The organism is Sphingobacterium sp. UME9 (assembly GCF_014170215.1).
Classification (GTDB): domain Bacteria; phylum Bacteroidota; class Bacteroidia; order Sphingobacteriales; family Sphingobacteriaceae; genus Sphingobacterium; species Sphingobacterium paramultivorum.
Genome location: NZ_LZZP01000003.1, coordinates 993,088 through 1,006,845 on the forward strand (window position 1 = coordinate 993,088; position 13,758 = coordinate 1,006,845).

General features: G+C 39.5%; 11 protein-coding genes. 7 read left to right on the forward strand and 4 right to left on the reverse strand.

Annotated features, from left to right (window positions below; genetic code table 11):
• Window positions 1-10: 10 nt before the first annotated feature.
• The 4 genes from A9970_RS05730 (at window position 11) to A9970_RS05745 (ending at window position 4,259) form a co-directional block, all read left to right on the forward strand.
• Window positions 11-1,078: an EamA family transporter gene (locus A9970_RS05730; protein ID WP_182981620.1), complete on the forward strand. Its 1,068-nt coding sequence runs from the start codon at window positions 11-13 to the stop codon at window positions 1,076-1,078.
• A gap of 145 nt (window positions 1,079-1,223) precedes the next feature.
• Window positions 1,224-1,985: a 5'-nucleotidase C-terminal domain-containing protein gene (locus tag A9970_RS05735; protein WP_232475530.1), complete on the forward strand. Its 762-nt coding sequence runs from the start codon at window positions 1,224-1,226 to the stop codon at window positions 1,983-1,985.
• Window positions 1,963-2,922: a bifunctional UDP-sugar hydrolase/5'-nucleotidase gene (locus A9970_RS05740; protein ID WP_182981621.1), complete on the forward strand. Its 960-nt coding sequence runs from the start codon at window positions 1,963-1,965 to the stop codon at window positions 2,920-2,922. The genes A9970_RS05735 and A9970_RS05740 overlap by 23 nt, the downstream gene beginning before the upstream one ends.
• Window positions 2,923-3,044: 122 nt before the next feature.
• The gene (locus tag A9970_RS05745; RefSeq protein ID WP_182981622.1) at window positions 3,045-4,259 is read left to right on the forward strand and encodes an MFS transporter; all 1,215 of its coding nucleotides are present in this window, start codon (window positions 3,045-3,047) and stop codon (window positions 4,257-4,259) included.
• A gap of 73 nt (window positions 4,260-4,332) precedes the next feature.
• Here the strand turns inward: A9970_RS05745 and A9970_RS05750 are convergent, their stop codons facing one another.
• The 4 genes from A9970_RS05750 to A9970_RS05765 all read right to left on the reverse strand — a co-directional run bounded on the left by A9970_RS05750 (window position 4,333) and on the right by A9970_RS05765 (window position 8,298).
• On the reverse strand, window positions 4,333-6,336 hold the full coding sequence (locus A9970_RS05750) for a M13 family metallopeptidase (RefSeq protein ID WP_182981623.1): 2,004 nt from the start codon (window positions 6,334-6,336) through the stop codon (window positions 4,333-4,335).
• Between the two features lie 111 nt (window positions 6,337-6,447).
• The gene (locus A9970_RS05755; protein WP_088161603.1) at window positions 6,448-6,651 is read right to left on the reverse strand and encodes a hypothetical protein; all 204 of its coding nucleotides are present in this window, start codon (window positions 6,649-6,651) and stop codon (window positions 6,448-6,450) included.
• 61 nt (window positions 6,652-6,712) lie between these two features.
• Window positions 6,713-7,654, reverse strand: coding sequence for a homoserine O-succinyltransferase (metA, locus tag A9970_RS05760; RefSeq protein WP_153847339.1), 942 nt, complete (start codon window positions 7,652-7,654; stop codon window positions 6,713-6,715).
• 113 nt (window positions 7,655-7,767) lie between these two features.
• A complete protein-coding gene (locus tag A9970_RS05765; RefSeq protein ID WP_182981624.1) occupies window positions 7,768-8,298 on the reverse strand; it encodes a TlpA disulfide reductase family protein in 531 nt (176 codons plus the stop codon).
• A 225-nt stretch (window positions 8,299-8,523) separates the two neighbouring features.
• On the opposite strand from A9970_RS05765, the gene acnA reads away from it, so the two are divergent.
• From acnA to A9970_RS05780, 3 genes are all read left to right on the forward strand, one after another.
• Window positions 8,524-11,292 carry an aconitate hydratase AcnA gene (gene acnA / locus A9970_RS05770; RefSeq protein WP_259655334.1) on the forward strand — a complete coding sequence of 923 codons (2,769 nt, stop codon included), beginning with the start codon at window positions 8,524-8,526 and terminating at the stop codon, window positions 11,290-11,292.
• A gap of 278 nt (window positions 11,293-11,570) precedes the next feature.
• On the forward strand, window positions 11,571-12,155 hold the full coding sequence (locus A9970_RS05775) for a pentapeptide repeat-containing protein (protein ID WP_182981626.1): 585 nt from the start codon (window positions 11,571-11,573) through the stop codon (window positions 12,153-12,155).
• Between the two features lie 138 nt (window positions 12,156-12,293).
• Window positions 12,294-13,679, forward strand: coding sequence for a WG repeat-containing protein (locus A9970_RS05780; RefSeq protein ID WP_182981627.1), 1,386 nt, complete (start codon window positions 12,294-12,296; stop codon window positions 13,677-13,679).
• The last annotated feature ends 79 nt before the right edge of the window (window positions 13,680-13,758 follow it).

Below are 13,758 nucleotides of genomic sequence, written 5' to 3' on the forward strand. Positions count from 1 at the left end.
AGGTTTAATTATGTTGCAAGGACAAAAAAAGGCAGCTAGTCCAGTAATGGTTGTTGTTGCTTATTTCATTATTTATGTGGTATGGGGCTCTACCTTTTTCTTTATAGAAAAAGCATTACATAGTTTCCCCCCATTTATTTTGGGTTCGTTTCGATTTGTTGCAGCCAGTGCAATCCTAATGACATATTGCGCCATAAAAGGATATAAATTATTTAACAAGCGCTCTATTCAGGAGGCCGCAATCGTAGGTTTTTTATTGCTCTTTGTCGATATGGCAGGGGTTATCTGGGCGGAGCAATATGTATCTGGTGGTGTTGCCGCTATTATTGCTGCTGCTGCTGCAATCTGGTTTATATTATTGGACAAACCAAAATGGAAAGAAAACTTTAGCAGCATTAGCACAGTTGCTGGTGTAGCATTAGGTTTCTGTGGTGTTGTGATGCTGTTTGCTGAACAGATCATGGCAACCAATGACAATACAGATGGCACCCTTAAGGTGATTGCCTTATCGATTTTAGTATTGGGTTCTGTCGCTTGGACTGTAGGTTCATTGATTTCCAAGTATTTTAAAAAATCTGAAAAAGAAGAAAAAGAGGATCTACATGTTATGGTAAAGACCGCTTGGCAAATGGTTACCGCAGGTGTCCTCTTTAATATCACGGCACTTTTTACCGGTGAATATACATCATTTACACTGCGTAGTGTGGCACCTGTAGACTGGTTCAATTTGGGGTATTTAATTACATTTGGCTCAATTCTTGCTTTTAGCTCTTATATTTGGTTATTGCAGGTGCGTCCAGCAATGGAAGTAAGTACCTATGCGTATGTGAACCCAATTATTGCACTTATTTTAAGTCATTTTTTCACTTCGCACGTGGTAACCTCCTTGCAAATTGTCGGTTTAGCCGTTATTCTATTTTCAGTCTTGTTGATGAACTGGAAAGCGTATCGCACCAAACTGTCGTCGCGCAGCAAAAGGAAAAAGATCCTCCAACAAGGTAATAAGCTGGAGAACTTGAAAACAGCAGATCGCCAAATGGATGCCAATACTATTCCTGACACGGAATTAGTTCACTAGGTTGTTATTTTTCTAATTATATGGACAAAGCTTAATGTGTAACAATGTTAAGCTTTTGTTGTTTTTAAAAATTAGCTAACATTGGATAAGATTTGTTCATATATAATTGGCTAACTTTGCAAAGTATTTGGTTAAATTAAAAAGAATGAATATATCGAAGCAAATTGCCTTTATTGGTAGCCTTGGTGTCGCTTCGCTTTTGATGGTTACAGGTTGTACAAAACAGCTCCATCCAACGCAAAAAGATTTCCAACAATATCATATCAATAGCGATATGCAAGCTGATCCTGCAGTCGTATCAATCTACGAGCCCTTCAAGCACAAAATGGAAGCGGAAATGAACCGTGTGATTGGACATGCGGACAAGGCATTGACAAAAGAGAAAACAGCGGAAACATTAATGGGCAACTTTTTTTGTGAAGCCTTGTTGTGGATGAGTGAACATAATGCCCATAACCCTGCGGATTTAGCGTTCGCAACAAAGGGTGGGATTCGAAACGACCTTAAAGCAGGAGATATTACCGTAGGACATATTTTCGAGGTTATGCCCTTTGAGAATACATTGACCATCCTTGAACTTAAAGGTAGTCAAATTCGTCAGCTTGCTGACTATATTGCAACAACACATGGTCAACCTATTGCTGGAATGACTTTGACAATTACAGGCAACAAAGTTCAGGACATCAAGATCAAAGGTCAAGCTATTGAAGACGATAAGTTATATAAACTAGTGACCTATGATTATCTTGCTAATGGTGGTGACAACCTTACCCTGTTGACACAACCTGTATCGCGGGCAGATTATCCGCAACGTATGCGTGAAGGTTTGATTGAATATGTGAGTGAATTAACGAAAGAAGGCAAAAAAGTAAATGCAGAATTAGATGGAAGAATTAAAATCAATTAACCGAAGATCATTTATCAAGCAAGTTGGTGGATTTTCTGCTGCAGTTGCTTTGGGATCACTTCCTTTTCAAGTCGACGCGAAGAGCAAAAAGGTAAAGCTTACAATTTTACATACCAACGATGTTCATAGCCGTATTGAACCGTTTCCGATGGACGGCGGTAAATATCAGGGATTGGCTGGTGTTGCGCGCAGAAGTACACTTATCAATAAAATCCGCAAAGAAGAAGAACACCTTCTATTACTAGATGCAGGCGATATGTTTCAAGGTACCCCCTATTTTAATCTTTTTGGAGGAAAACTTGAACTTGATCTCATGACAAAGCTGGGTTATGATGCGGGAACATTCGGAAATCATGAATTTGACAATGGTCTTAACGGCCTTGTAAAGTACCTGGATCACGCTAAATTTCCATTCTTAACAGCCAATTACGACTTCAAAGGGACTGTATTGGAGGGGAAAACCCAGGATTATACCATATTCCATAAAGGTGGAATAAAAATAGGTGTGTTTGGACTAGGGGTAGATATTGAAGGATTGGTTGACCCCAATAACTTCAAGGGAATGAAATATTTGGATCCTATTGAAGTATCCAACAAGGTGGTCCGCATATTGAAGGAAAAACACAAATGTGATTTGGTCATCTGTTTATCGCATTTAGGTTATCAATATGAAAACGATAAAGTATCGGATCTGATCCTTGCCGCTAAAACCTCGGACATCGACCTAATTATCGGCGGCCATACCCACACCTTCTTAAATGAACCAACACTGGTTACAAATTTAAAAGGAACAAAGACCGTTGTGAATCAAGTCGGTTTTGCCGGGATTAATCTAGGACGTATTGACTTTATTATGGAGCCGGGGTCTGAGAAGAAACAAATGGTCGCAAGTACCTATCAGGTCAATCCTACAATTCCAGAGTCCATGTTGGCATAATATGATCTAATTTTAATAAATGCCAAGTTGACTAATCAATTTGGCATTTTTTTTACCAATATTACAAGAAGACGTATGAATTAAAAAACTTATACGATCTATACAAGCTGATTCATCATTTAATGAAAAGAATTTTATCGATATACCTCGACTCCTTCAAGGGACTGTCTCAAGCCGCATGGCTACTTGCCATAGTCATGCTTATTAATAGAATGGGAAGTATGGTGATTCCCTTTCTTGGACTCTACATGACCCAGGTTCTACATTTTGACATTAAACAAGTTGGTGTGGTATTGATGAGTTATGGATTCGGCTCCGTTTGTGGTTCCTATATAGGTGGCTGGCTGACTGACCGGATTGGTAGTTTCAAGGTTCAGTTTGGAAGTCTCGTATTAGCCGCTCCTTTATTCTTACTGATTCCAAATTTCAAAGAGGTGCAGTCATTATCCATCATGATTTTTACCTTAAGCTTAATCTTTGATGCCTTTAGACCTGCAAACTCGGTCTCAGTGGCGAGTTACGCTAAACCAGAAAATATCACGCGTGCTTTTTCATTGAATCGCCTAGCCATAAATTTGGGATTTTCAATCGGCCCAGCAGTTGCTGGATTTTTGGCCACCATCTCATTCAATTGGATCTTTTATGGAAATTCTTTTGCCGTCCTTTGCGCTGCAGTGATTTTCTTTGTCTTTTTTCATAAACGAGAAAAAAGAAGCGATATCAAATCAAAAAAAGAGATTACTTCCGAAAACAAATTGCCTCAAAAAGGACGAAATCCTTATACAGACCTGCCTTTTGTCTTATTCAATATCTTTTGTTGTATTTTCTCATTTTGTTTCTTTCAGCTGATTACGACTTTACCACTTTTCTACCGTGAGGTTCATCATTTGAACGATCACCAAATCGGATTTCTACTCGGTTGGAGTGGTTTCGTTATCGTATTGCTGGAGATGTTTATCGTCCATATCGCTGAAAAAAGATTTTCGTTAATTAGCACGCTCGTCTTTGGAACATTTTTATGTGCCAGCTCTTATGCCATGCTAAATTTTACAGGCGGGCTGGGTTGGTTATATTTCACATTCTTTATTTTTGGTCTTGGCGAAATGCTGACATTACCTTTTATGGCAACGGTTTCTGTTAACCGCTCGACACCCAAAACACAAGGAGCATACATGGGCTTCAATTCCCTTGCTTTTTCAGCTGCAAATATATTTTCACCACTTTTAGGGACAAGCATAGTCGACTCCTTTGGTTTTACAACACTATGGTGGGCAACTGCATTGACCCTATCTGCAACGGCAATCGGGTTCTATTTGGTTCTGAAATGGATGAAATAGTATAAACTAAATAAACAAAAAGCGGGTGTATTTAATTTTAAATACACCCGCTTTTTGTAAAATGATTGATAACCTACCAAATTTTGATACGTTTATCGACCGGAACAAACATTTTGTCGCCGTTCTTTGTATCCCAAGCTTTATGGAAAGCATCCAGGTTAATGATCGGCGCAAAAGCGCGGTACTGTGCCGGAGAATGTGGATCAGTTTTCACTTGATTGACCACAAACTCGTCTGTAGTCTTCGTTCTCCATATCGTTGCCCAGGAAAGGAAAAAGCGCTGGTCCTGCGTAAAACCATCTATTAATCCAGGATTTCCCTTATCTTTCAGATAAAGTTGCAATGCATCAAAAGCAACTGATGAGCCTCCTAAATCCCCAATATTCTCCCCTAATGTAAAGCGACCGTTCACAAAAACGCCCGGTACAGGCTCATAAGATTCAAATTGACGTACCAAAGCATCAGCCGCTGCTTCAAATTTCGCCTTATCACTATCGCTCCACCAGTTGTTCAGGTTTCCATTTCCATCATATTTAGCGCCCTGGTCGTCAAATCCATGCGAAAGTTCATGACCAATTACCGCACCGATACCACCAAAATTAACTGCAGCATCAGCCTTATAATCATAGAATGGCGGCTGAAGAATCGCTGCCGGAAAGACGATCTCGTTAAACAATGGGCTATAATAAGCGTTCACAGTCTGCGGAGTCATCCCCCATTCAGATTTGTCAACTGGCTTATCTTGCTTCGCCAAATTTTGGTAAAATGCCCATTTACTCGAAGCCAATACATTTTCATATAACGATGTACCAACATCAAGTTTGCTATAATCTTTCCATTTATCCGGATAGCCAATTTTAACTTTAAACTTAGCCAGTTTGTCCAATGCCTTTACTTTCGTTTCATCCGACATCCAAGTTAATCCCTTGATATGCTGCCCGAAAGCTTTAACAAGATAGCTTACAAGCTCTTCAGCTTCAGCTTTGGCCTTCGGAGGGAAGTTTTCTTTCACATATAATTTCCCTAATAACTCCCCTGCGATCGAATTGACAAATTCCACACCGCGCTTATCTAATGCACGCTGCTCCTTTTGTCCTTTTAATTTACGGCCCCAAAAATCAAAATACAGATCATTCAACTCTTGTGTGGTATATGACGCTGCATTATTTAAGATATGAAATGTCAATATCTCCTTGATTGCAGGTAGGTTTTCAGGACTGAAAACTCGATCCAAATTTTCATAATACTTTATTTCCGGCACAATAACAGTATCAGCCTTAAAACCGACATCCTTTAGGTACTTTGCAATATCGATGTTTTTCACCATCTTTTTTAGATCAGCTACAGCGATCGGATTATATCGACCATTAGCATCACGTGATTGCTCAACAGTTTTAAGGTTTGCCGCCATCTGTTTTTCAAAGGCAACAATTTTTGGACCTTTTAAATCCTTCGTAACCTGGCCCGATTTAGCATAAAGTGCAGAAATATAATTTGAATAGTCAGTTAACGTTTCTTCGTTCTTCTTATCTTTTACTTGATAATAAGAACGTCCCAACCCTAGACTTCCGCCGCCGAGGTATACCGTATTGACATCGGAATTCTTAAGATGCGCATATACATAGCCACTAAAAAAAGGATTTCCACCAATGGGTGCTACCTCAACAAGATATTTATATAAATCATCGAAATTCTTAATTGCAGCAATTTTAGTGAGATAAGGTTTAACAGGCGCTAAACCAAGTTTATTACGTGTTTTCATATCCACAAATGATTTATACAAATCACCTATTTTCTGATTGTCTGTACCCTTTTGGAACTGTCCAGATAATGATTCTTGCAAAACCTTCAAAGTAGCAATATCGGTATTTTCACGCAATTCGTCGAAAGAACCCCACCGTGCTTTATCGGAAGGTATTTTAACTGTTTTCATCCATTGCCCGTTCACAAAATTATAAAAGTCATCTTGAGGACGAACACTCTTATCCATGTAACTCACATTGATTGCATTGTTTTGCGCATGACCTGCTAACGAGCCGCAGGCTAACAAGGCAGCTAAAAGTAGATTTTTCTTCATATAAAAATTTAGTTTGTTTATCGCTATACACAAACTTAAGAAAAGTTCTTCTATTGTTGATGCAACAAATATGGTTCTAATGACAACCAAAATTAAGAAGCATAGCTAGGTCTATGCTTTATTGCGGGTTGATTTACGTAGTACAAGGATAAAAATCAGTAAGAACAAGGCAATACCTGCGATCCAGATCCACGGATTAGCATACCATAAAGTACCATTCGCTTCTTTGAGTTTTTGATTTTCTTCTAGCGTAACCTGTGCTTTCAATAAAAAAAATGAAAGAACAGAACCAACTAGTAAAGCAGTCTTTTTCATATTTAATCACTTAACATGAATAGAATGCTTTTTTAGCCGTTTTTGTTTGAAATGAATTAAATTATCCTTGTTTGATTTCGCCTAAGTAAACCACATCTTTTAGATCAAAAGGAGTTTCTTGATACACGAAGTAATTCAACCAATTATTGAAAAGGAGGTTTGCATGGCTTGTCCAGCGTACTAGAGGACGGTTTTCGGGATTGTCATCGACATAATAATTTGCTGGCATAGCAATCTCCTGCCCTTTTTCTAAGTCTCTTTTATACTCTTCATCCAGTGTAAAAGGAGCATATTCTGAATGTCCCGTCAAATAAAACTCTCGTCCACCTCGTGAAGAAACAATTGCAATACCTGCTTCCGGCGATTCGGAAAGAATTTCTATACCCTGTTTTGCCAGGAGATCATCCCTCTCAATAGTCGTATGGCGACTGTGCGGTATAAAGAACTCATCATCAAATCCACGGAATAGCGGATGTCTTTTGTTTAACGTAGTATGCTTAAATACACCAAAAAGCTTTTCCGCTAATGGCTTCTTCTCTACACCATAGAAATGATACAATGCAGCTTGAGACGCCCAACAGATATACAAACTTGATGTTACATGCGTTCGTGCCCAATCGAAGATGGTCTGAATTTCTGCCCAGTAGGTCACTTCTTCGAAAGCAACCATTTCAACTGGAGCTCCAGTAATAATCATCCCGTCGTAGAAATTCTCCTTAACCTCAGTGAGGCTCTTATAAAACATTTCCAAATGCTCTTCGGGAGTGTTCTTTGAAACATGCGTTTCAAGTCGCAAAAATTCCATTTCTACCTGCAAAGGATTATTTGACAGCAAACGAATAAAATCTGTCTCTGTCGTAATTTTAAGGGGCATTAAGTTCAGCACTAAAACGCGAAGCGGTCTAATGTCCTGCTCATTTGCTCTTAAATCACTCATGACAAATATATTCTCCTTTTTCAACAGCTCAATGGCAGGAAGGTTATTAGGAAGTTTGACCGGCATAGATAATTTCTCCTTATACAATTAGCATGCAAAATTAGCAAGAAAATGCCATAAATGCTAAATGAAACATAAATTATCTTCCATTATATTGTTATAATCTCCAACACCAAAATCTATTCCTTACTTAAATCCAATAGGGATTTTCTGAATTTCTGCGAGCCAAAATTCATTCCACCTACATGCTTAATGACCAGCTTACCAGCCTTGTCCAAAATAATTGTTGTGGGTATGCTTGTGGTACTCAATCCATTCGGCAACGCCGAATTTAACTGATAGACAGGTAGACTATATTTCCTTTTCGCCATAAATTTTCTCGAAGCGCTAAGATTTCCATCAATATCGACAGACATAATAATAATAGTGTCGTTGCCCTTAAAGTCCTTATAGAGTTGATCCAATGAAGGCATCTCAGCAAGACAAGGTGGACACCATGTCGCCCATAAATTAATAACCACAACTTTCCCCTTGAGTTGATTTAGGGTCAACACATTGTTTTTACTGTCCCTAAAACTAAGATCATATCCTTCGGTCCAGCCATTGTCCTCCCCTTCGGCAACAGAAAGCGTATTTGCTTTACCCGGAAATGGGCTGCAAAACAACAAACTAACCAAGAAAAGGACAGTATAATTTACTCTTTTTCTCATACAACACTGTTTCTAAGCATTAACATAACGTTTGCATCCTAATTTGATTGCCTCTAAATCTGAAAAAGCAATCTTTTTTTTATCGTATTTTTTAAGACCTTTTTTAACGCCGATATGGACTTGAGTTCCGTTTTGGAATACAAAAGCGAAAAGATATGTGTAAAAGATATTACAAACAAATTTAGGGATATGTATATTATATAATATGAAAATAAGTAAATGAATATGAGCAAAGAGAAATCAATACGAGAAATTGAAATTAACGGAAAAGTTTACCAGTATAGTTCTATTAAAGATCTTCCTGAAGGTAATATCACGCACCTGCCATTTAGCATCCGGATACTACTGGAAAATGTATTGCGTAACCATGATGGATTCAGTATCACGGACGAGCATGTCAATACCCTGATTCATTGGACTCCACAGCCTGTTGACAAAGATATACCCTTCAAACCGGCCAGAATTTTAATGCAGGATTTTACCGGAGTACCTGCTGTAGTCGATATGGCTTCCCTACGTGCCGAATTTATCCGTCATGGCAAGGATGGACAAAAAATAAATCCCGCTATCCCTGTGGATCTAGTTATTGATCATTCCGTTCAGGTCGATTACTTTGGCACAGACTACTCGTATGACAAGAATGTCGAGTTGGAATATGAACGCAACCGCGAGCGTTATGAACTCCTTAAATGGGCACAGAAAGGATTGAAAAATTTTACCGTTGTTCCTCCGGGTATGGGTATCTGCCATCAGGTCAATTTGGAATATCTTGCCAAAGGAGTAATTGAACGCGACAATTGGCTTTTTCCGGATACCTTAGTAGGGACGGATTCACATACACCAATGGTCAATGGTATTGGTGTACTAGGTTGGGGAGTTGGTGGCATTGAGGCTGAAGCAGCCATGCTTGGACAACCTATTTTTTTCACTTGTCCTGAAGTTATCGGCCTTAAACTTATGGGCAAAATACCAGCGACATGCACCGCGACAGACATGGTCCTTTCGATAACGAAAATACTTCGCGATAAAGGTGTTGTGGGTAAATTTGTTGAAGTATTTGGCGATGGATTGGACAGCCTTTCGGTGACAGATCGTGCCACAATCTCCAATATGTCCCCCGAATTTGGCTGTACGGTTACCTATTTTCCGATTGATGACCGAACCCTTGAATACATGCATAGCACCAATCGAAGTGCAGAGCAGATTAAAATTGTTGAAGATTATTGTAAAAGCAACTTACTCTGGCGCACAGGCAAGGAAGAAATTCAATATTCGTCGGTTGTTGAATTCAATTTATCGAGCCTGGAGCCAACTGTATCTGGCCCCAAAAGGCCTCAGGATAAAATTCTAGTGAAGGATTTAAAAACCACATTTTCACAACTCTTAGACAGCGAACACCATCGACAATATGTCCCTGTTTTGCAACGATCGGAATCTGCCTGGCTTGCTGACGGCGGCTCTGGCACAGAGTTTACCTTTGGTAAGGTACCCGTCGAACATGATTCACCGCATGAAGTTATTCAAGAGTCTATTCATGCCGTTCGCATCAAACACAATCATAAGGAGTATATTGTCAGTGATGGCAGTATTGCGATTGCAGCTATAACAAGCTGTACCAATACCTCGAACCCTACTGTCATGATCGGTGCAGGATTATTGGCCCGTAACGCCATCGAGCGCGGACTTCGCACCAAATCCTGGGTAAAGACCTCTTTAGCCCCTGGCTCAAAAGTCGTTACACAATACCTTGAAAGATCAGGACTTAGTGCTGATCTTGATGCCCTGCGTTTTCACACCGTGGGTTACGGTTGTACCTCCTGTATTGGAAACTCCGGTCCTCTTCCACCACAAATAGCAGAGGCGGTAGAAAAAGGTGAACTGATTGTTGCCTCGGTATTATCCGGTAACCGAAATTTTGAGGCCCGTGTGCATCCACAGGTAAAAATGAACTTCTTAATGTCGCCGATGCTTGTTGTTGCCTATGCACTGGTCGGAAGAGTGGATATTAATCTCTTGGAGGAACCATTGGATTACGACCCTAACGGTCAGCCCGTATATCTGAAAGATATTTGGCCAAGCCGCGAGGATATTATCGAAACCGTCAATGCCTGCGTCAAACAATCGGATTTCCAAGAAGTTTATGATGTCATCTTCGACGGGTCGACAGACTGGCAAGAACTTGAAGTGAATCTTGATCAAAATTACCAGTGGGACAACACGTCCACCTACATAAAAGAATCGCCATTTTTTGAGAATTTACAAGCCGTTCCTAATCCAATACAGGATATTCAGAATGCAAGGGTATTACTTTATCTCGGTGATTCGGTGACAACGGATCATATCTCACCCGCAGGGTCATTCAAAGAAGAAACTGCAGCTGGACAATACCTCAGATCACATCAGGTAAGTAAAGAAGATTTCAACTCTTATGGATCTAGACGTGGAAACCACGAAGTCATGATGCGCGGAACATTTGCCAATGTGCGTATTAAAAATAAAATTACCGATCGTGAGGGTGGTTTTAGCCGGTATTTCCCCACCAATGAGGTGAAGACTGTTTTTGAAACCGCAATGGAATATCGCAAAAACAACACAGCGCTCATTGTCCTAGCAGGAAAAGAGTATGGTTCGGGTTCCTCGAGAGACTGGGCAGCGAAAGGGACATTCCTCCTTGGCGTACGGGCGGTTATTGCTGAAAGTTTCGAGCGTATCCACCGAAGTAATCTTGTCGGCATGGGCGTAGCACCTCTTGTATTTATCAATGACGAAAACGCAGAGAAATTAGGACTAGATGGAACAGAAGTCTATAACATCACGGGACTTGAGACCGATTTAACACCCCATAAACTCCTCACGGTAAATGCTGTTCATGAAAATGGAAAAACAACCACATTTCAGGTGAAAGCAAGACTTGATTCAGCCATTGAAATAGAGTATTTTAAGAATGACGGTATTCTACAATATGTGCTGCGTCAGTATTTAAAGAACAACTAACATTGTGCAAATTAGCGGATCGGAATACCTAAAATAGTAAAGGGCACTGATCAGTGCCCTTTAACAAACTATATTAAAACCTACCAGAGTTCTACAATACGTCAGTCTTCCCCCCAGCACCCCAAGAATTATGTTTTATGGCTACACCAAAAATAGCTATAAAAAATCCCCCTTTTTATCCCTGAAATCAGGTATTTTGTTCGCAAGCGGAAACAGCGCCTTTGACTTTATTTTAAAGTCAAATCATTCGGGAGAATTGCTTATTTTCGCTAAAATCAATGCCAACACGATACAGAATGGAAGAACTTGTCGAACAAACAATCACTAAACAAACATTTACAGCTGAACTAAAGCAAGTTCAGGAATTCTACAAATGCACCTTTGAGCAATGTGATTTCCAGAACGCAGAACTCGTAGATCTCCTATTCACAAATTGTGAATTTAAATCGTGTAATCTTTCCAATGTCAGTCTAAAGGGCACACAATTAGATCATGTTGTTTTTAATGACTGCAAAATGCTAGGCATACACTTTAATGAATGTAGTTCATTTTCCTTTCATGCCAATTTCAGCAACTCGGTTCTGGATTACTCCTCTTTTTTTGAAAGAAATATAAAGAAGTTCCAGTTTGAACAATGCTCTTTGCAACATGTGGATTTTGAACGGGCCAACCTTCAACAGGTGCTGTTTAAAAAAACGAATTTGTTAAATGCCCGATTTGTACAATGCAATCTCGAGGGCTGTGACTTTCGGTCTTCGATCAATATCCAGCTAGATCCAGAGGTCAATCGTATGAAAAAAAGTAAATTTGGTCCGGAACAACTGCCTGGTCTACTACTTAAATATCAACTGGTTATTGATTAAATATGGGAAAGGCCGTTCAACTAACTCCCAAAATCAACGTATTCAATTGAAACATGTTGATTTATCGTTAAATAACGGATTTCAGGGATAAAACACCTCACTTTGAATCAGGATATTTGTCATTCAAAGTTTAAGAAGATGAAAAAAATATCCCTATCATTCGCAGCTATCTTAGCGGCCAGCACAATGTCGTTTGCCCAGATCAATAAAGCATTCAAGATCAACTATGCCATTACGTATGCTGTCGATCCTAGCGAAGAAGCACAAGCAGTTCCAGTTTCTGTTTACGAAGCGTATGTTAACAATGATAAAATAAAAGTTATATCGGCTTCCGGAGACGGCGAAGAGTCAATCTTTCTCATTAAAAAAAATGAAGAACAATCAATTATATTGTACCCAGGACTGGCAAAATACGTCGTTAAAGAAAATGAGCTCAGCCCACATGCGATCAAATTTGTCCCAAACCAAACGAAAATGATTGCCGGTTATCCCTGCAAACTAGCTCAGATCGAAATTCCTATTTCAGAAGATAACGAGGAAAACAACACCTTATCGATCTGGTATAGCGATAAATTGCCAGCCACCTATTGGGAGGGATTTGATCTGTTCAAAAAAATCCCCGGGGCTGTGCTACAGCTAACAACACCTCTTGGAATGGATATGATTGCCCAGAACATCGCCGATAGCCAACTGGATGACAAAGACTTTATCGTACCTGAGGATTATGAGCAAGTAGCATCCATTTATGACGACGAGGAAGATTCGGAAGAGAGCAACCAGATTGCTGAAAATCTGTATTTATTTGAAGATGCTGCAACTAATCTCATAGGGGTACAAGACGGCGAAGAAAAAACAATTGTACCAGCACAATACCTATACATCGCACCATTTGTTGGCGATCTTAGTATAGTTCAATATAAAAATGAAAAATATGGTGCCATTAATTTGACCGGTAAACCAATCATCCCCTTCCAATACGATTATTTAGGTTACGATGATCACCTTGGGCAACTGGTTTTTGGACTAAACGAAAAATATGGGGTCATGGATAAATCCGGCAAAATTTTAATTTCCGCAAATTATGATATGATATCGTTTATTAACGGTGGTTATGCCGTATTTCAACAGAAAAATAAATATGGTATATTGAATCAGGCGGGCAAAATAATTGTCCCGGCGACGTATAGCTATATTTCTGAAAATAATTCAACGCATTTCATCAGCATCGAAAACGATACGTATAATCTTACTGAAATAAAGACCAATAAAATCATTGCTCCCGACTACGATTTGATTTCAGTTACAGAAGAACCTAATCTTTTCCTTGCTAGTAAAGATGGAAAGTATGGTTATTTAGATGGCCAGGGAAAAGTGGCCATACCATTTATATACAGCGGGGCCACCTCTTTCAGTGATGGCGTGGCTTCTGTCTCATTAGCGGATTCGGACGATGTAATTTTGATTAATACAAAAGGTGAACGTGTAGAAATGGATGCCGCGGCAGAGGCAACAGACACAATTTAAGAACCCTATAAAAAAAAAAGCAGCAGATATATCTGCTGCTTTTTTTTTTATAGGGTTGCCGATCATCAAAGATCAATAG